The 18,895-nt window shown below is 62.1% G+C and carries 19 protein-coding genes; 9 read left to right on the top strand and 10 right to left on the bottom strand.

What is annotated here, in order from left to right:
* Positions 1–148 precede the first annotated feature (148 nt).
* From ASG55_RS14600 to ASG55_RS14620, 5 genes are all read left to right on the top strand, one after another.
* The gene (locus ASG55_RS14600) at positions 149–451 is read left to right on the top strand and encodes a MazG-like family protein (protein WP_016771852.1); all 303 of its coding nucleotides are present in this window, start codon (positions 149–151) and stop codon (positions 449–451) included.
* Complete coding sequence (locus ASG55_RS14605) at positions 451–1,200, top strand: methyltransferase (RefSeq protein ID WP_024011431.1); 750 nt, start codon at positions 451–453, stop codon at positions 1,198–1,200. The genes ASG55_RS14600 and ASG55_RS14605 overlap by 1 nt, the downstream gene beginning before the upstream one ends.
* Positions 1,201–1,212: 12 nt before the next feature.
* A complete protein-coding gene (locus ASG55_RS14610) occupies positions 1,213–1,824 on the top strand; it encodes a DUF4136 domain-containing protein (RefSeq protein WP_056787719.1) in 612 nt (203 codons plus the stop codon).
* A 41-nt stretch (positions 1,825–1,865) separates the two neighbouring features.
* Positions 1,866–2,423 (top strand): DUF4136 domain-containing protein, encoded by a 558-nt coding sequence (locus tag ASG55_RS14615; RefSeq protein ID WP_056787721.1) that lies wholly within the window; start codon positions 1,866–1,868, stop codon positions 2,421–2,423.
* 219 nt (positions 2,424–2,642) lie between these two features.
* Complete coding sequence (locus ASG55_RS14620; RefSeq protein ID WP_056787724.1) at positions 2,643–4,640, top strand: pilus assembly protein TadG-related protein; 1,998 nt, start codon at positions 2,643–2,645, stop codon at positions 4,638–4,640.
* On the opposite strand, the gene ASG55_RS14625 is transcribed toward ASG55_RS14620, so the two are convergent.
* Entirely contained in the window at positions 4,625–7,387 is a 2,763-nt protein-coding gene (locus ASG55_RS14625) for a PAS domain-containing sensor histidine kinase (RefSeq protein ID WP_056787726.1), read from the bottom strand. The two genes, ASG55_RS14620 and ASG55_RS14625, sit on opposite strands and share 16 nt — an antisense overlap.
* Positions 7,384–7,830, bottom strand: coding sequence for a TadE/TadG family type IV pilus assembly protein (locus tag ASG55_RS14630; RefSeq protein ID WP_024011435.1), 447 nt, complete (start codon positions 7,828–7,830; stop codon positions 7,384–7,386). Before ASG55_RS14630 ends, ASG55_RS14625 begins: the two co-directional genes overlap by 4 nt.
* 75 nt (positions 7,831–7,905) lie before the next feature.
* On the opposite strand from ASG55_RS14630, the gene ASG55_RS14635 reads away from it, so the two are divergent.
* From ASG55_RS14635 to ASG55_RS14645, 3 genes are all read left to right on the top strand, one after another.
* Positions 7,906–8,376 carry an A24 family peptidase gene (locus tag ASG55_RS14635; RefSeq protein ID WP_056787729.1) on the top strand — a complete coding sequence of 157 codons (471 nt, stop codon included), beginning with the start codon at positions 7,906–7,908 and terminating at the stop codon, positions 8,374–8,376.
* Between the two features lie 106 nt (positions 8,377–8,482).
* Positions 8,483–9,262 (top strand): response regulator, encoded by a 780-nt coding sequence (locus tag ASG55_RS14640; RefSeq protein WP_442101810.1) that lies wholly within the window; start codon positions 8,483–8,485, stop codon positions 9,260–9,262.
* A 1,117-nt stretch (positions 9,263–10,379) separates the two neighbouring features.
* On the top strand, positions 10,380–10,742 hold the full coding sequence (locus tag ASG55_RS14645) for a DUF6124 family protein (RefSeq protein ID WP_024011438.1): 363 nt from the start codon (positions 10,380–10,382) through the stop codon (positions 10,740–10,742).
* Between the two features lie 105 nt (positions 10,743–10,847).
* Here ASG55_RS14645 and ASG55_RS14650 read toward each other — a convergent pair whose 3' ends face one another.
* Genes ASG55_RS14650 through cpaB form a run of 8 tightly spaced genes read right to left on the bottom strand, consistent with a single transcriptional unit; the run spans position 10,848 to position 18,295 of the window.
* Positions 10,848–11,120: a DUF3613 domain-containing protein gene (locus tag ASG55_RS14650; protein WP_041480652.1), complete on the bottom strand. Its 273-nt coding sequence runs from the start codon at positions 11,118–11,120 to the stop codon at positions 10,848–10,850.
* A gap of 9 nt (positions 11,121–11,129) precedes the next feature.
* Entirely contained in the window at positions 11,130–11,852 is a 723-nt protein-coding gene (locus ASG55_RS14655) for a tetratricopeptide repeat protein (RefSeq protein ID WP_056787731.1), read from the bottom strand.
* A gap of 23 nt (positions 11,853–11,875) precedes the next feature.
* Positions 11,876–12,760, bottom strand: a complete 885-nt coding sequence (locus tag ASG55_RS14660) for a type II secretion system F family protein (protein WP_056787734.1) — start codon at positions 12,758–12,760, stop codon at positions 11,876–11,878.
* Position 12,761: 1 nt separating this feature from the next.
* Positions 12,762–13,646 (bottom strand): type II secretion system F family protein, encoded by an 885-nt coding sequence (locus tag ASG55_RS14665; protein WP_056787736.1) that lies wholly within the window; start codon positions 13,644–13,646, stop codon positions 12,762–12,764.
* Positions 13,647–13,663: 17 nt separating this feature from the next.
* Positions 13,664–14,932 (bottom strand): CpaF family protein, encoded by a 1,269-nt coding sequence (locus ASG55_RS14670; protein WP_041480648.1) that lies wholly within the window; start codon positions 14,930–14,932, stop codon positions 13,664–13,666.
* The gene (locus ASG55_RS14675; RefSeq protein ID WP_056787738.1) at positions 14,929–16,119 is read right to left on the bottom strand and encodes a pilus assembly protein; all 1,191 of its coding nucleotides are present in this window, start codon (positions 16,117–16,119) and stop codon (positions 14,929–14,931) included. The genes ASG55_RS14670 and ASG55_RS14675 overlap by 4 nt, the downstream gene beginning before the upstream one ends.
* Positions 16,116–17,333 carry a type II and III secretion system protein family protein gene (locus ASG55_RS14680; protein ID WP_039763726.1) on the bottom strand — a complete coding sequence of 406 codons (1,218 nt, stop codon included), beginning with the start codon at positions 17,331–17,333 and terminating at the stop codon, positions 16,116–16,118. The genes ASG55_RS14675 and ASG55_RS14680 overlap by 4 nt, the downstream gene beginning before the upstream one ends.
* Before the next feature lie 20 nt (positions 17,334–17,353).
* On the bottom strand, positions 17,354–18,295 hold the full coding sequence (gene cpaB, locus ASG55_RS14685) for a Flp pilus assembly protein CpaB (protein ID WP_056787741.1): 942 nt from the start codon (positions 18,293–18,295) through the stop codon (positions 17,354–17,356).
* 329 nt (positions 18,296–18,624) lie between these two features.
* Between cpaB and ASG55_RS14690 the strand changes: the two genes are divergently transcribed.
* The gene (locus ASG55_RS14690) at positions 18,625–18,840 is read left to right on the top strand and encodes a Flp family type IVb pilin (RefSeq protein WP_370593582.1); all 216 of its coding nucleotides are present in this window, start codon (positions 18,625–18,627) and stop codon (positions 18,838–18,840) included.
* The last annotated feature ends 55 nt before the right edge of the window (positions 18,841–18,895 follow it).

Raw genomic sequence — 18,895 nt, forward strand, 5'->3', positions numbered from 1 at the left:
GAGCCTGCTCGCGAAGGGGGCGTGTCAGGCAAATCCGGTCTGGATGATCCATCGCTTTCGCGAGCAGGCTCGCTCCCGCAATAGATCATCTGCGCTGCTTGCCTTCAGCCCGCATCCCCCCGAAGCTATGCGTCTTCAGGAGAGCCCGATGAACCTTGTTGAACTGACCGAACGCCTGCATGCCATTCGCGACCGCAATGACTGGCGGCAATTTCACAGCCCGAAAAACCTCGCCATGGCCGCCAGCGTGGAAATGGCCGAGCTGGTGGAAATCTTCCAGTGGCTGACAGAAGACCAGTCGCGCCAGTTGCCGGCGGACAAGCTCGCCCACGCCGGGCAGGAAGTCGGCGATATCGTCCTGTATCTGTTGCTGCTGTGCAGCGAACTGGGTCTGGACATGAATGAAGTGGTGCGCGCCAAGCTCGCCGACAGCGAACGGCGGTTCAGCTGATGAGCGACCGTCATTTCGACCAGTTGGCCACGCGCTTCGCCGAAAAAATCTACGGCGGCGCCAAAGGCGCGATTCGCCTCGCCGTGTTGCAGGCCGATCTGACCGAGGCCTTGCCGGATCGGCCGCTGCGCGTGCTGGATATCGGCGGGGGCCTGGGGCATATGTCGCTGTGGCTGGCCGAGCGCGGCCATGACGTCACCTTCACCGAGCCGGCTGAACCGATGCTCGAGGGTGCGCGCCAGCGTTTTGCCGAGGCCGGACACACCGCGACATTCATTCAGGCGCCGTGGCAGGAACTGCCCGGTCAGCTCACCGAGCCCTACGATCTGGTGATCTGCCACGCCGTGCTGGAATGGCTCGCCGAACCCCACGCGATCCTGCCGGTGCTGCATCAGTTGACCAAGCCTGGCGGCTGGCTGTCGCTGGCGTTCTACAACCGTGATGCGCTGATTTATCGCAATCTGCTCAAGGGCCATTTCAAGAAAATGCGCAAGAACGTCATGGCCGGCGAGAAGCAGAGCCTGACCCCGCAACAGCCCCTCGACCCAAGGGAATTGGCAACGCAACTCGCCGGTATGTGGCAGGTCGAAAGTCAGAGCGGCGTACGGGTATTTCACGATTACATGCCGGTGGAATTCCAGGCCCGCGCCGAACTGGCGGACTTGCTGGAAATGGAACTCGCGCACCGTCGTCACCCAGGCTTCGCCGGGCTTGGGCGTTACTTGCACTGGATCTGCCGGCCGATCTGAGCGGAGCGCGACATGAAAGCTCGATGCGGGTTATTGCTGATAAGTCTGGGGTTGGCCGCTTGCCAGGGCAGCAACCCCTACGTGGCCCAGTCACGGCCGTTGCCGCCGGCACCGCCGCAAGCCGCCACCACCTTCGACCGCAGCGCCTACCCGGCGCCGCCGCGTGATTACGGGCGCTACCGCAACTGGGCCTGGCGCAACGGGCAGTTGCCGCCGGGCACGGCGTGGGCCGACTCGGCGCAGGTGGCCGAGGCGGTCAGCAACGCCCTCGACCAGCGCGGCTTGCGGCCGATGCGCGACAACCGCCCGGCGGACCTGCTGGTCAGCGCCGATCTGCGTCTGGAGACCCGTTTGCGTCAGGTGCGCGATGATTACGGCTACTACGGTGGATACGGCGGCTATGATCGTTATGGTCGTGGTTACGGCATGTACAACAGCGTGCCGATCGTGCGCACCTATCAAGAGCAGGTCGTAGTGGTGCGGGTCGATCTGTTCGATGCCGGCAATGGTCAGCCAGTGTGGAGCGCCAGCGCCGAGACCGGCACCCAAGGCAATCAGATCGAACGCGCCGATGCGATCCGCGAGGCTGTGGAAAAAGCCATGGCGGCGTATCCTCCCAGCTGACGTCGTGTCAGCAGGTTCATGTCTTCACCCGGAGAAAAATCATGTTCCGCCGTCTCGCTCTATTCGCTGTTGCTGCGCTGCTCAGTGCCTGCGCCGCCAATCAGGTCAATCACGATTTCGACGCCAGCCGCGACTTTGCCGCGTATCGCAGCTGGAGTTGGAAAGACCCGGCCCTGCAATATCGCCCCGATGATCCGCGCATCAAAAGTGACCTGACCGAACAGCGCATCCGCCAGGCGGTGTCCGATCAACTCGATCAGCGCGGTTTGCGCCCGGCCGCTGGCGGTGGCAAGGGTGATCTGAGCGTGCAGACCTACCTGATCGTCGAGGACCGGCAGCAGCAAGTGACGACCAATTACGGCGGCGGTTGGGGCGGCCCGTGGAACGGCTACTGGGGCGCGCCGATGTACAACGAAACGCGCAACATCACCTACAAGGTCGCGACCATTCAGATCGACCTGCTCGACGGCAAGGACGGCAAACTGGTCTGGCGTGGCAGCGATGAGCAAATGCTCAGCAACCGCCCGAATCCGGCTGACCGCAGCAATGCCATTCGCGAGACCGTCGCACGGATTCTGGCCAACTATCCACCGCGTTGAACCGCTCTGAACCGTCCCTGTGGGAGCGAGCCTGCTCGCGAAGGCGGTGTGTCATTCAGCATTGAATCCTCTGGCACGACGCTTTCGCGAGCAGGCTCGCTCCCACCGTGGCGGTGGTGACAGGAATGGCGCCACGCCAGCACTCTCGACCGACCGCGTCTACACTCATTTTCACCAACGGAGGTAGCGCTCGGCACTGCGCCGGCAAAGGAGTGCGCCATGTCGCGAGGATCGCAAGGCAACGGCCCGGCCCGGCAACGCGGGGCGATCGGCTTGATGGCAGCCGCCACCCTGAGTCTGGCGCTGGTGATGATGTTGCTGGTGGTCGACAGCGGTCGCTTGTACATGGAACAGCGCAAATTGCAGCGGGTGGTCGATACCGCCGCCCTCGAAGCGGTCAGTCGCGGCGGCAATTGCCTGCCCGGGCTGAGCGCCGCCAGTTATGCCGGGCAAAGTGCGCTGCGCAATGGTTACGTGGTGGACGCCGCCAATACGCTCGTCACCACTTGCGGCACGCTGGCCACCGCTGCCAGCGGTTTGCGCAGTTTCACCGTCGATGCCACGCAATCAAGCGCAGTCAAAGTCGCCGCCAGTCGTACGGTCACCAGCAGTTTTGCTGGTGGTGTGCAGGCGCTGTTCAGCGCCACGCCGGTCAGCCTCAATACCACCCTCAATGCATCGGCAGTCGCGGCCAAACCGCAGCCGACCATCGCCCAACTGAATATCCGCAGCACCCTCGCCAGCATCGACACGGCGCAGTCGAACATCCTCAATCCGCTGTTTTCCGGGTTGCTCGGCGGCAACGTCAACCTCACGGCGTTGGGCTGGGACGGTTTGCTGCACACCGATATCAACCTGCTCAAATACCTCGATCAACTGGCGATCGACCTCAACGTCGGCGCCGGCAATTACACGCAGTTGCTCAATACCCAAGCGACCGTGACGCAACTGATTCAGGCAGCGGCGACGGTGGTGCAGCTCAACGGCGCAACCGCGCAAGTGGTCACCGCGCTGGGCCAGTTGCAGGTCGCCGCGATCAATGCGGCGCCGGTCAGACTCGGCGAGATCCTGCAACTGCAGACCGGCACTACGGCGGCGGGGCTGGATGCCAATCTGCAATTGCTGCAACTGGTGCAGGGCGTGGTGCAACTGGCCAACAGTAAGAGCGCGGTGGCGGCGACCTTGCCGGTCAACGTGCTGGGGCTGGCCGGTGTCACGGTGCGGGTGAAGGTGATCGAGCCGCCGCAGTTCTCGGCGATTGGCGACCCTGCGCGGGCCAAGGCCGATCCGTTGGGGCCGGACCGGATTTATGTGCGCACGGCGCAGGTGCGCACGTTGTTGTCGGTGAATCTGCCGGTGCTCTCGGGGGTGACGGGGCTGACCAATGCGGTGCTGGGCCTCGTCGGTACGCTGACGCCGACGCTCAATGCGCTGTTGAGCCTGAATCTGGTGGACACGCTCAATTCAGTGTTCTGCCTGTTGGGTGCCGGCTGCCAACAGCTCGATCCGAAGCTGCTGCCCTCACCGCAGATCGACATCGCGCTGGATGCCGGCGGGGCGAAAAGCTATGTCACCGATTACCGCTGCCCGACCGGCGATACCGACAGCAAAAGCCTGACTGCCGCCACCACGACTTCTCTGGCTGATCTCAAACTCGGCAAGATCGATCCCGTCGCCGCGTTCTCTTCAGTCGCCGAACCAACCGTGACGCCGTTGCCGCTGGTCGATCTCGGCATCATCACCTGCCACAAGATTCTCGGCATCGGCAGTTGCGATGCCGCCTCCCGGGTCCAGTACGGCGCGGGCGGCATCGCCCTCAAACTCGACACCAGCGTCGCGCAGACCACGCAGAATCTGCTGTTTTCCAGCACCACTCCCTTCGCCACCCCGGCCAATCTGAAACTGCCGCCGAGCCTGCTGCCGGCCGCGCCGACCAGCAACATCGTCGGCAGCCTGGCAAACACGCTGTCCGGCATCAACCTGATCGTCTACAAACCCGTGGGCAGCAATCCGCTGGGCGCCATCGTCACCGGTGTGGCTTCACTGATCAGCGATGTCAGCAACCGCTTGTTGCCGGTGGTCACCGGTTTGATCAGCCCATTGCTTGATCCGCTGTTGAACAATCTGCTCAAGGGTCTGGGCATCAATCTGATGAACACCGAGGTGGGCGCCAACATGACCTGCGGGCAGACCGGCAAGGCCTATCTGGTGATCTGATCGTCGCTGGCGATCGGCAATTCGATGCAGAACCGTGCGCCCTCCGTGGAGTTGCGCACGCTCAACTGGCCGCCCATGTTGGCGATGATGCCGTAGCTCACCGACAGGCCCAGGCCGGTGCCGACGCCAATCGGCTTGGTGGTGAAGAACGGCTCGAAGATCCGCTCCAGCAAACGCGGATCGATGCCGCCGCCATTGTCCTCGACCCACAAGCGCACGCTTTCCTCGTCACGTTCGGCGTAGATTGAAATCCACGGTTTGAATGCCGGGTCGTGCTCGCGCTTGCCGAGCAGGGCGTCACGGGCGTTGACCATCAGGTTGATCAGCACCTGCTCCAGTTGATCGACGTAGCCGCGCACCTGCGCCTCGAAGCCGGTCTCGCTGATGCGCAGATCGACACCTTTGCCGCGCATGCCCTCGGCCAGCAGTGACAAGGTGCCTTCGATGGCTTGGGCCGGATTGAACAACTGTTGTTCGATTTCCGAGCGGCGACCGAACACACGCATGTGGTCGACCACCTTCGCTGCGCGTTGAACCTGAGCGTCGATACGGTTGAGTTTGTCGGTCAGGTAATCGACCTGCACATCACCGTTGCCGAGGCGTTTGAGCACGTTGACGATGGCCATGCGCATCACGTTCAGCGGCTGATTGATTTCGTGGGCGAGGCCGGTGGCCATTTCGCCGAGGGTGGCCATTTTCGCGCTTTGGGTGAGTTGCTGTTGCGAGCGGCGCACCTCGGTGTTGTCGCGGCCCACCGCTTGCACTTCGATCAACTGCCCATGCTCATCGAACACGCCGCGATCCGACCAGACCCACCAGGCGTGTTCGCGTCCGGGCAATTGCAGGCTGATTTCGGCGGTGCTCACTGGCTGTTGGGGCGTCAGTTGGCTCAAGCGCTGAACGAACGCTGCGCGCTGTTCTTCGGACATCCAGCCACCCAGATCAACGCCGGGCAGTTGTTCCGGGGTGCATTCCAGATAAGTCGCCAAGGGTCGGTTGCCAAAGATCAGCGTCAGGTCCGGGCGATAACGGCAGATCATCGCCGGCGAATCCTCTACCAGAATCCGGTAGCGCTCCTCGCTCTGCCGCACCTGCTCGGCGGCAAGCGTCGCGTCGGTGACATCCAGCCACAGGCCCACCGCCTCGACCGGCAGCCCGAGATCATTGCGCAGCAGTTTTGCCTCATCGAGCAGCCAGTGGTACTCGCCACGGTTGTCGCGCAGGCGATAACGCGCGCGCACCGAGCCTTCGCGCAACAATTGGCGGTTGCGCTGGAAATACAGTTCACGGTCGTCGGGATGGACGCGCTCGGCCAGTGTTGCTGCATCGCAATCTTCCAGCGTCCAGCCCAGCAAGGGTTGCAGGCTGGCGCTGAAAAACGCCGGGATCAGCGCGCCTTCTGCATAGCGCTGCACGTAGATCACCGCCGGTGAACTGGCAATCAGATTATCCAGCCGCGCATGGGCGGCAGCGGCGCGCTGTTGTTGATTCTGGATGTCGCTGATGTCGAGCATGAACCCGACCAGACGCCGATGCTCACCGGTGCCGCTGACCTGGCCCTGAATCCGATACCACGTCGCTGCTGCGCCGGCCTCCGTGCGGTGCAGACGCACGCTCAGGGTCAGCGCTTCTCCTTGCAGTTGCAGGGTGCGCAAACGGCTGCGCAACTCGTCGCGGTCGGCGGGGTGAAACAGAGACAGCCAGTCTTCTACCGGCAGCAGGCGATCGCTGAGATTCAGTGCCGAGGCCAGTGTCGGCGCCAGCGCAATCTGCTCTTCGGCAGTGATTTCCCACCAGCCAGTGCCGAGCAGGTTTTGCAGCGAGTCCAGGCGCTCCATCGATTGCACATGGCGTCGCTCGCGCAAGCGGCTGAGCAGCGGTCCGGCCAGCGCGCCGGCCAGGGTCAGCCAGTCGCGATCGGTCAGCCATGGCGCCACGTTGTCGACCGTATAAAACCCACAGAGCAGCCACGCGACCACGCCCTGGTCATTGCTGTAGGGCACGGCGAAACCGTTGGCGTTGCCGAACGTGGCCTGCAATCGCGAATGTTCATAGCGGCCCTGCGGGCCGGCGAGGCGTTGCGGCGCGCTGCCGTTGAGGCTGTCCAGCGGCGTGCCCAATGGCTGGCCGTCCTCCCACAATTGTGGAGCGTCATGGCCACGAAACTGTTGATGAATCTGCCAGCCCTGGGCCTGTTCATCGAGCAGCGCCACGGCGAGGCAGGGGATGTGCCAGCGCTGGGCGATGGCCTGCAATTGTTCGCCGAGCACCATCGGCAAACGCGTCAGGCTGCAGGTGCGCAGGCGATCGCTGACTTGCGCGGCGAGGGCCTGGCAGGCGTCGCGGTCGCGCGCTTGCTGACGTTCGAGCAACAGGTCGGCGATGTCGAGCATCTGCAGTTGCCAGCCATCGTTTAGTGGCTGCACCCAGCCGCGAAGGTGCAGGGGCTGACCATTGAGCCCGGAAAAGTCGAGATCGAGGAGTTGCCCCTGCCAGTCTCTGGGCTGACCTTCGATGGTCAGCAGACTGTGCGGCAGCAGGTAGGCGCTGAGCGGCAGCGGCTGACCCTGAGGTTTGTGCTGGGCGAGCAAATGCCGCAGCGGGCCGGCGATCTGCAACACATCGCCGTTGCCATCCAGATAAAAATGCAGGCCGATGGGCGGCGCGCCGAGATGGTCCGGCAAGTCGTGAGCTGCGGTGGGGGCGCGCATGAGCAAGCGCCCGAAAAACTTATCGCCGGCGGTCAAAATTGCAGGCTCGAGCGGGCGGTCAGGTGCGTCGGCAGATTGGGCACCGTGCCGATCCCGGGCAGCACCAGAAACGGCATGATCTGATTGAGCTTGCTCACCGGGTAATTGACGCTGACGGTCAGGGTGCCGGTCCCCGCGTCGTAAGCCGCACTGGTGTCGGTCCCGACCACCAGATTCAAGGCCGAGGGCAGCCATTGCAGTTGTTGGGTCAGCGCAGCATTGGCGGTGTTGACCACTACCGTCGAATAGTTCGGCGTGGTCGGGTCCACCGCAACGCTGCGGCGCACCGCCTCAGCGGTGGCCTGGTTGAACGATTGCATCATCACGAAGGGCAGGCCGTAGCTGACCAGCCCGTAAAACACTGCGAAAAAGATGATGAACACCAAGGCGAATTCGATCGCCACCGCACCTTTTTGCGACCTGCGAAAGCCGTTTTTCATGCGTGCGTCTACCCTGACAGTCACTGCGTAGTATCAGCATAGAATCAATCAGGCAAAACGGACGGCTTTCAGCGCATGCAGATTTCCCTTGTTCTGATCTGGCTGGCGATCTGCGCCGCGCAAGATGCCCGGCAGCGGCGAATTTCCAACGCATTGACGTTAGGCGTGGGCGCGCTGGCGCTGGTCTGGTTGCTGGCGACCGGCAGCACCTGGCTGGGTGCCGACGCGGGGCAGGGCGGCTGGGCCTGCCTGATCGCTTTGCTGCTGACGCTGCCCGGTTATTTCATGGGCCGCATGGGCGCTGGTGATGTGAAATTAATGACAGCCCTGGGTCTTGCGACGAACGGCATATTCGTTCTTGGCGCGTTTATCGGCGCTGGCCTGGCCAGCGTGCTGTGGCTGCTGCTCGCGCCAAAAGTCTGGCCTCATATGGCTCAAGGGCTTAGAGCGCATCTGCGTCATCTGGCCCCGGACAAGTCAAAAAAGCTGCCATTTGCGCCGTTCGTGTGGGTAGGGGTAGTGCTTTCGCTGTACTGGATCACCTGATCGCGGGGTGCCACTAGTCCTATGTACATAGTCGGAAAGTGGGTCTACTTTCAATTCAGGCGAATACGCCACCAAAGTGCAGGAATCGTCAGCGTTGGCCGAGCAAATGGAGTGGTTCGTGAACAAGCCTAATTCGGTAAAAATCCTCGTGGTCGATGATCAGCCGCTGATCGTCGAAGAACTCTGTGAGTTTCTCGAGAGCAGTGGCTACCGTTGCGTGCCGTGCGACTCAAGTCTTGAAGCCATCGAGCTGTTCAGGGCGGACCCGGACATCGGTCTGGTGCTGAGTGATTTGCACATGCCGGACATGGACGGCATCGAGTTGATCCAGGCTTTGCAGCGGCTGGCCGGCAAGCAGCGGGTGTTCGAGGCGATCATGCTCACCGGGCGCGCTGACAAGCAGGATGTGATCAAGGCATTGCGTGCGGGGATTGCCGATTACTATCAGAAGCCGATTGATCTGGCAGAGTTGCTCGAGGGTGTGCAGCGCCAGGAACTGGCTTTGCAGGAGCGGCAGAAGAATCTGCATCTGGGGCATTTGAATCAGAAATTGCAGTTTTTGTCCGAGTCGATTGATGACCTTTATCAGGATCTGGACAAGGTGCGGCGCTCGCCCGTGCCGGTGGTGAGTGATGGTGAGCCTGAGTCTGTGGAGATGCCGGCGGTGTTTAATCAGTTGTCGCCCCGGCAGTTGGATGTGGCGCGGTTGGTGGGCAAGGGGCAGACCAATTATCAGATTGCCTGTGAGTTGGGGATTACCGAGAACACGGTGAAGTTGTATGTGTCGCAGGTGTTGCGGTTGACGCATATGCATAATCGGACGCAGTTGGCTTTGGCCCTTTCGCCCGTTGGATCTGCTGGGCGGCAGCGGGTTACTGCGCATTGACTTGGCGGCCTTTGGGCCGACCATGCTTTGGGTGGTTGGGGTGAATGTCCGTTTTTTTGGTGTCGCTGATTACGGTTCCGCCCTTACGGCGGGTCACTTTTGGCAAACGCCCCAAAAGTAACCAAAAGGTCTTCGCCCTGACGTTCGGCCCGCTCGCTGGGGCTCGGGGTTCCTTCGCTCCGGGATCGATCTTGGCGCAGCGGCTCCGGTTTGCTCCGCTGCACCTACACTCGCTGTGTACGACTGCGTCGTACGGTCGCTGCGCTCCCACGCCCGGATCAATCCCTCCACTCAGCCTGCCGACGGGCTCCCAGATCAAGATCAAAAGCTACTCGAGCTTGCGCTCATTGTTTTGAGTGGTGAAAAGCATGCGGTGTCTGGCTTTTGTTTTGCGCTGGATTCGCCCCTCACCCCAGCCCTCTCCCGAGGGAGAGGGAGCCGATTTGTGGGTTGTTCAAAATTTGTGTTCGACTCGGTTTTTCAGGTCGGTGTACTTCGCCCAAACAACTCGGTCGGTCCCCTCTCCCTCTGGGAGAGGGCTAGGGTGAGGGTGCTTTTGATCTGCTTCAGAATCTGTGTTCGACCCGGTATTTCAGGTCGGTGTACTTCGCCCAAACAACTCGGTCTGTCACCTCTCCCTCTGGGAGAGGGCTAGGGTGAGGGTGCTTTTGATCTGCTTCAAAATCTGTGTTCGACTCGGTATTTCAGGTCGGTGTACTTCGCCCAAACAACTCGGTCGGTCCCCTCTCCCTCTGGGAGAGGGCTAGGGTGAGGGTGCTTTTGGTTTTGATTGTTTAAATCTGTGTGTGATTTGCCAGAACCTTCCCACAAGGTTTTCAGGTTGTCCGTCGGACGTCGGGTCACTAGTCTCTGGCTGTCGTCGAATCTTCGGCGATCGGGTGTGAGAACCCTGCTACTTATGGTCATCCAGTATCTGTGCACGCATAATCGCCGCCAGCTTGTCCGCTGTCTGCAATGTGTCATGGCGGCTGTGTGCGGGCAGACTTCGGTCTGGCCGGGTGTCCATAACCGGTATTCTCACCCCGCATACAGTTGCCACCTTTTGCCCCGTGAGAATGGCATTGGGTCGCACCGCAGATTTTGGAGAGCCGTTTTAATGGACAAACTGATCCCAGACCCACCCCCATCCCCCACCACCCCGCTCGAAGACGCCATGCGCGCCGACGATCTTGTGAAAAACCGCGAAGCGATAAAACGCGCGCTCGATTTCTATCTCTGCCCCGAACCCGCAAAACCGCACCCGCCCAGCACGCTGTTCATGGTGGTGCCCAATGTCGATACCGAAAGCCTGTTGGCGCATGCCTGTGAGTCGCTGGCGTCAGCGAGTGCGATGGCGAGTAATTTCGCTGGTGAGTTGAGCGGGTTTCAGCGCAGCACGGCGTTGGCGATTCAGCAGATTGTCATGCTGGCCGAGCTGGCCGTGAATCGGGCGCTGGATCGGGTGGATCCGCAGAGCTGAAACCGCGTTATCGTTCTTCGCGAGCAGGCTCGCTCCCACCGAAAGCACGCGGTCGACTGTGGGAGCGAGCCTGCTCGCGAAGGGGCCTTCAAGGGCACCACCAAACTAATTCTTGCTCTCGATCTTCCCGCCCGCATCCGGATCATAAAAATCCGGGATCTCGTACTGGTATTTCTTCAGCCAGCGCTGCATCGCCAGTTCGCGTTCGGTGGCGGTGGCGCTTTGGGGTTTGGGGGAGGCGGCTTTGTTGCGGCTTTGCAGGACCAGCCAGCCTTCGGTTTCCTGCTGCTGCGCAGAAGCAGGGCCGGCGTCGATGGCTTGGGCGCTGAGGGGCAGGGTGAGCAGGGTCAGGTAGCACAGGCCTTTGCGGATGGTCATGGCTGTCTCCTATTCGAGCGTCGGCGGTAGCGGGTCGATGAAGGCGGCGACGCGGTCGCCAGGTGTGGCTTTGGTGTTGGTCGGGGCTTTGAGTTTTTCTGCGCGTTGCTGCGCTTCGGTGAATTGCTCCGGGGTCAGTTTCGAGCGGCTGACGATTTCCGCGGCTTGCGGCCAGTCGTTCTGGTAGAGCAGCAGGGTGACCATGTTCAGCGTCGCCAGTTGATTGTTCTGGCTCAGTTCGATGGCGGTGAGGAATTCGAATTTCGCTTCGTTGAGGCGCAGTTGGTTGAGGTAGACCACGCCGAGATCATTGCGGATTTTTTCGTCGGTGGGCGCCAGGCGTGCGGCGCGTTGCAGGTGGGCCTGGGCCTGGCCGTTGTCGCCACGGGCGGCGTAGACCTGGCCCAGGCCATGTTCGGCCTGGGCGGTGAGGCAGCCGCCGAGCAGGCTGCGGTAAAGCGGCTCGGCTTCGCTGCGGCCGAGCAGGCGATAAACCTTGGCTTTGCGCAGGCGCACTTCGCTGAGGTTGTCCGGCAGGCTTTGCAGGTTGGCGAGGCTGGCGTGGAGCTTGCCGTCGCTGGCCAAGTCATCGGCGAGGTTCAGCGACAGTTCCTGCTCCGAGGTCAGTTTGCTGCAGCTGGACGGCGACAGCAGCGAGGTCCACGGCGCCTGGCCGTCCGTGGCGCAGCCGCTGATCAGCAACAGACTTGCCATGACTATCAGTACTTTCATCAAACGCTCTCCATGAGCCAAGGTCAGTTTGCGAACGCGCGGGCAATGGCGGTGAAGCCCGGGCCGGCCAGTACGATCAGCAGGGCAGGAAACAGAAACAGCATCATCACCACCGACATCTTCGCGGACATTTTCGAGATGTACTCCTGCAGCCGGGTCAGGCGTCGGTCATCGAGTAATTGCTTGAGCGCCAGCAGCGATTTCATCGCACCGCCGCCCTGGTGGATCAGTTGCTGGAGGATCACGCAGGTGTCGGTGAATTCGTCCACCGCGAGCATCACTGCGGTCTTGTTCAGCTCCTGCCCCAGCTCCAGACCGGAGTCGACGCGGCTGAGGATCAGGCGCAGTTCGCTGGTCAGTTCCGGCAGCAGTTTCTGCGCTTCGACGCTGAGCACGCGCAACGCTTGTTCCACCGCCATGCCGGATTCGAAGAGGATGCGCAGCAGCGGAATGAATGTGGAAATTTCCACGGCGATGGTTTTCTGCCGGCGGGCGGCGGCGTAGGCGAGCAGGCGTTTGGGCAAGAGATAGCCGCCGCCCGCAGCGAACATCGGCGCCATCCAGCGGTGGCTGGTCTGCGGGAAAAACACTTCCTGCAAAAAGATCGCCAGCCCCAGAGCGAGCAGCGGCGTGCCGATCTGGCAGGCGGCGAAGAGCGCGCGTTCGTTGGCGCGGCGCCAGCCGAGGCGGCCGAGCAGGGTCTGGGTTTCGCTGTCGATGCTCACCGAGCCCCGGCCGAAACGGCTGTTGCCCAGCGCGCGCAGCCAGTGGCCGAAACGGTTCTCCCGGACCAATTGACCGTGCAAGCGCTGATGCACCTGACGCACGCGGCGGCGCTCGGTGAGCAGGTGATTGCCCACCAATAACAGCGAACCGAGGAGCAACAGCAACGCCGCGAGCCAGACCATCTCAAACGCTCCGCAACATGCGCCACAGCGCCAGACTGCCCAGCACCTGCAACACGGCGGCGCTGAGCAGCATGGTCTGGCCGCTTTCGTCGTGCCACATGCCGAGCATGTAGCCGGGGTTGGTCAGCATGAAATAGCTCACCAGAATCAGCGGCAGCAAACCCAAAACCCAAGCAGTCATGCGAGTTTCCCCGGTCAGCGCGCGCAACTGCCGCGCGCCCTGGTCGCGCTCGCGGATCAGTTTGATCAGGTTCTCCAGCAGCTCACTGGCGTTGCCGCCGTAGCGGTGGTTGACCTTCAGGCCGAGGGCGAACATACGCAGTTCGTCCTGCTCGTAGAGTTCGGCAAAATCGCTGACGGCGTCAGGCAAGTTCACCCCCAGTTGCACGTTGCGCTGTACCCGGCCCATGGCCGCTTTCAAAGGGTCTTCACTGGCTTCGATGGCGCCCAGGACTGCATCGCTGAGGGTGCGGCCGGATTTGAGGCTGCGCACGGTGTGGTCGAGCAGTTGCGGCAGTTGTTCGATCATGCGACGGATCCGTTGCCGGTAGCGAATGGCGATGTACAACCGCAACGCCACGGGCGGGACGAGCAACATGATCAGCAAACCAACCCAGCTGGCGAGCAGAAATCCCAGGCCCATTGCCGCTGCCCACAGGCTCAGCCACAGACCGAAACGCTCGCTCGGCCGACCCAGTCCAGCACGTAAAAACATCCGTTCCAGTCCCACCCACCTGGCCTGCTCGACGGCCAGCTGCGGTTGTCCGGCGGCGAGTCGATTGAGGACTTTTTCCTTCGCGGTCTTGCGCAGCCCTTGCAGGAACAGATAGATCGACAGCCCCAGCAGCATCAGGCAAATGGCGATGAGAATGATCGGTCCCAGCATCTGCGTGCTCCTCGCCGTCAGCCCAGGTGAGCGTCGTGGCGCAGCTTGTCGCCGGCCGGGTTGACCGCTTCGCGCACAAAACCGAACCCCGTGCGGCGGTCGAGGCGGAACAGGGTGTTGGTGACGTAGACGTCCTCGCGAATGCCGACCACTTCCACCACTTCACTGACGCAGCGCCGGCCATCGGGCATGCGTGTCAGTTGAATGATCACGTCGAGGGCGGCGCAGATCATCTGACGCAAGGTGCGTTCGGCAATCGAGCGTCCGGTCAGGCCGACCAGAGTCTCCAGGCGCAGCAACGCGTCCTGGGCGTTGTTGGCGTGCACGGTGCTCATCGAACCGTCGTGACCGGTGTTCATCGCGGTGAGCACGTCGACCACTTCGACGCCTCGGATCTCGCCGAGGATGATCCGGTCAGGACGCATGCGCAGGGCGTTGCGAATCAGGTCGCTGGCCTTGACCTCGCCATGCCCCTCAGCGTTGGGCGGACGGGTTTCCAGACGCACCACATGCGGATGGCCGAGTTGCAGTTCGGCGACGTCTTCGATGGTCACCAGCCGTTCGTGCGGGTTGATCAACTGGCTGAGGATGTTCAGCAGCGTGGTCTTGCCGGTGCCGGTGCCGCCGCTGATCAGGATGTTGCAGCGCTTGCCCACGGCGTTCTGCAGGAATTCGAAAATCGCCAGATCGATGGTCTGCATCGCCATCAGGTCGGTGCTCTTGAGCATGTCCTTGCGGAACTTGCGGATCGACAGGCACGGGCCGTCGAGGGCAATCGGCGGGATGATCGCGTTGACCCGGCTGCCGTCCGGCAGGCGCGCATCGACCATCGGCGAGGACTCATCGAGGCGGCGCCCGAGCGGCGCAAGGATGCGTTGCATGACCCGCTCGACGTGATGCGCATCGATAAAACGCAGATCGCTTTGATGCAATACGCCGTCGCGCTCGATGAACACCCGGTGCGGGCCGTTGACCAGAATTTCCGTCACCGACGGGTCACGCAGCAGGACTTCCAGTGGGCCGAATCCGGTGAGTTCGTCGACGATTTCTTCGCCGAGGCGCTCCATTTCGTAGCGCGAGATCGCCAAGTGCAAACGCGCGATGTATTCGGCGACCTTGTCGGTGACGAACTGCGCCAGTTGCTGGCGCGAACCTTCCAGCAGGTTTTTCCCCGACTCCTCGATGGCGTCGATGATGTAGCGGTGCAGGACCAGTTTCAGGCCTTCGTGGTCGCTGTTGCCGATCGCTCCGTGCGACGTTGCGCCAAAGAGTTTTTCTGCGCTCATGAGTGGCCTCGCAGACGGTCGAACCAGGTGACTTTCGGTTTGCTCAGGCCTTCGGAGCGTTTCGCCAAGCGCTCGCCGAGGGTGCGCAGGCTCTGGGTGAGTTTCTCCCTGGGCGCCAGTTCGAACAGGCTGACGCCCTGGTTTTTCGCGTTCAGGCGCACGTCGGGACTGAACGCCAGCACGGCGATGACTTCCAGATTGAAGGTCTTGCCCAAGGTCTCGGCATCCGGCGCGACGTTGCTCAGGTAGCGATCGATCAGCAAGCGCCCATGCTCGAGTTTCATGCCTTTCTCGCGCCACTGGTTAAGCACGGCGAGGTTGCGTCGGCAGTTGAGTACGTTCTGGTCGGTGTACCACAGCAGTTTGTCGCAATGGCTGACGAAGGTGCGCAATGCCTCACTGTCGGCCTGCCCGGTGAGGTTCACGACAATGTGCTGAAAGTGCTGGCGCAGGGCGCTGAGGAGCATGTACAGCTCGGCGGCACTGGTGGTTTCCAGCGGCTCGTCAGTGTTGGCGTAGGCAAGAATGCGCAGGCCGTGGTCGGCGCTGGTGAAAGCGCTGTCGATCAGCGTAGCGTCGAGCCGGCGCAGATGGCGCAGGGCGTCGCCGAAGTGAAACGAGCTCTCCAGCCCCAACAGCGCGAGGCTGTCGCCACGGGGCAGGCCAAGGTCTAGCAGCAAGGTTTGCTGGCCGCTCTTCTGCACCACCATGGCCATGTGATTGGCGAGCAAGGCACCGTCGGAACTGCTCTGCACGCCGTACATCACGGTAAGCCCGCCCAGCTGCGTGTTGGGAGTGACGGCGGGCAGGCGTTTGCCCAAGCGCCGCACCAGCCCGGCGACTTCGCTTGAACGTGAGCCATAGGCGACGAAATCCCGCGCGCCGGCGCGCATCGCATTGAGTACGAGCTGATTGTCCATGCCGTCGCCGAGGGCGACGATTGCCAGCATCGGCTTGGCTTCCAGCGCACCTTCGATCAGCGCACTTTGCGCCACGACATGCTCGCGATCGAGACCGACGAAGACCAGATTGGCGAACGTCACATCGACCAGTGCGAGCAGTTCGTCGAGGCTGCCGGCACCGGCGCTGACCACCTGGCCCAGTGGCGCGAGTGCGCTTTGCAGCCATTCCAGATCGGTGCTGTTGCGGGTGATGGCGAGGAAGGTCTGACTGAGATTCTGGCTCATTGCGACAACCCGCTGCGCTTGTCGAAGTTACCGTTCTCGAGGAAGAACATGCGATAGAAATTCGGGTCGTAATTGCGCAGTTTCTCCCCCGGCAATGACGGCAGTCGCGCGTCCGCCGCCAATGGCTGGACCAGATGCGGGGTGACGATCATCAGCAGTTCGCGCTCTTCGCGTTTGATTTGCGAACCCTTGAAAAACGCGCCGAGGATGGGAATGTCGCCCAGGCCTGGAAACTTGTTCACTTGCGAGCTGTTGGTGGTGCTGATCAAACCGCTGATGACGAAACTTTCGCCATCACCCAGCGACACGCTGGTGTCGGTGCGGCGGATGGTCAGCGCCGGAACGGTCGTGCCGGCGATGTTCACCGCGTTGGCAAAATCCAGTTCGCTGACCTCCGGGGCGACCTTCAGCGCGATGCGGTCGCGGCCGATGATGGTTGGCGTCAGGGTCAGGCGGATGCCGAATTCCTTGTACTCGATCGACACGCTGTCGCTGCCGGAACTGGGCACCGGAATCGGGATTTCTCCGCCGGCCAGGAAGCTCGCACTCTGCCCGTTCAACGCCACCAGACTCGGCCGCGCCAGGGTGTAGGCGAAGCCGCTGGTTTCCAGGGCGTTGATGATCGCCATGGTTTTGCCGCCGACCCAGGAGAAATTGAACAGCGAGTTATCCACCGGCAGGCGCGGCTGCGGCACGCCGTCGATCGGTGGCAGCGTGCCGGGCGAACCGAACAGGAAATTGCCGCGCGTGCCGATCAGCGACGCCGTGGCTTCCTTGAGTTTGGTGCGGCTGACTTCGACGAAGCGGATGTCGGTCTGCACTTGCGACGGCAGGGTCGGATCGTCCGACGGCACGCTGCTGGTCAGCGCCGTGGTCGCCGCGCCCTGGACGAAGACCATGGCTTGCTGCGGCTGCGCCGAGCAGGCCGTCCAGACCATCAGGCTGGTCGCGCCGGGGCCGACACCCGTGAGCAGAAAGGACGAACCGCCATTGGCATGCACGTCGGCAATTTTCGGATCGCCCACTGCCAGCCGAGTGATTGCCACCGGTGACTGCATATCCTGCTGGAAGCCTTCACCGATCTCGATCACCGAGGGCAGGCGCGGCAGTGCCGAGCAATTGCCCACCGCCGCGAGGGCGCTGTCCATCGTCAATCCCAACAACAGCAAGGCCCGGAGCGCCGGTTTTAATGTCGGTCTGAGTCGACTCTGCATGCACGTGAATCCTTGCGCAGTCATGGGGTTTGTTGGCTGATCTGGTTGCCGCGAATGATTTCCACCGCAGGCCTGGGGGCCGCGCCGACACTGGCGGTTGAAGGTGCTCGTTGAGCGCCACCCAAAGCGAGTTGAGTGAACTGGAAAAGCTGACTGTTGGCGCGATCCAGATGCGCGGGCGATTGCGTTTCGCCGGCCCAATATCTGGCCAACCGTTGTTCTTCGCTGCTGCGCACCGCGAGACGCAACGTGCCGACCTGGGTCGCGAGCATCAGACGGCTGAGCAATTGTTCCGGCACCGCCAGCACCACGGTGCGCGCGGCGATGCGGCGCTGGTCCTGTTTGATTTTTTCTTCGGCGCTGAGGCTGGGCGATGCCGGTTGGCCGTCGTTGGTCAGGCCGTACTGATCGCCGACCCCGAGCACGCGCAAGGCCGGAACGGCGATCTGCGCTGACTGCTGCAGATTGCTCGCGTCTTCGCGCAAGTACAGCAGCACATCGACATAATCCCCCGGCAGCAATTGCCCGGCGCCACCGATCACTTCGTCGACGGCCACGGTCAGCGCGCGCTCGTCGCGGCGAATCATCCGCGCCAGCGCGCCGCCGGCCTGGAAGCTTTCTTCATTGAGCCAGGTGCCGGCGCTGAGGCGGCGCCAAGGCGTGCGGCCGACTGCTTGTTCGATGCTGGTCAGGCTGCCGGCCGGTGCGCTGCGCAGTTTTTCCACGGTTACATCGGCGGCGGTCAGCGGCGTGAACGGCGCTACATCGTGGAGCAGCACCACCACTGGTTGGCGGGTCTGGTCTTCGGCAATCGCGACAGTCTGTTCAATGCTGACCGCTGGGGCGACGGGCGCCTCGGCGACCGGGGCCGGCTGACGACTGAGCACCAGCCCCCAGTAACCGACAACAACCGCGCCGAGCAACAGCAACGCGGCTAGGCCCATGGTGACGCGACTGTTCATGACGGCTCTCCCTTTCCTGCTGCACAACCGACTGCATTTGCTTGCGAAAGGCGGACTGAATCGGCAGCTATGAACATGCAACTATTTCGCTATTTCCAAGCTAGCTGATCCAAGCAAAAGCGCCATTAGTGACAGGCAAAATAACCGTACCAAAGTGTGAGTCTGGCCGGTTAACAGCGGGAAATGGCCGAGACACGTTGGGATTAATGCTTTGTGATTAATGCGTTCTTACAGTTGTTGGGCGGGGGTTTGTTGACAATGCTCAGGTGGCACGGTGGAACCTTGCCGCGGTGGTGATGTCGGCGCCAGAGGCGCGAAGGAGTGGAGCTATGTTTCGTATGACTTTTGATTATGTGATCGCCAAGGCTCGCGCGTTTGCCCGCAGTGAAGAGGGTGCTTCGGCGATCGAGTATGCGATTGTGGTGGCGATGGTGGCTGTGGTGGTTGTGGCGTTCGTCACTCCGCTTGGAGACAGGGTATTGGCGATCTTCAACAATATTCTGACCTCGCTCGATGGTACGGCTGTGACTCGGCCAACGCCCTGATCTTGTGAACACTGCACCTGGCTGATATCGCACTACACTGGATTTACCTTTCAGT

Origin of the sequence: Pseudomonas sp. Leaf434 (genome assembly GCF_001425545.1) — a bacterium.
In the GTDB taxonomy this organism is placed as follows: domain Bacteria; phylum Pseudomonadota; class Gammaproteobacteria; order Pseudomonadales; family Pseudomonadaceae; genus Aquipseudomonas; species Aquipseudomonas siliginis.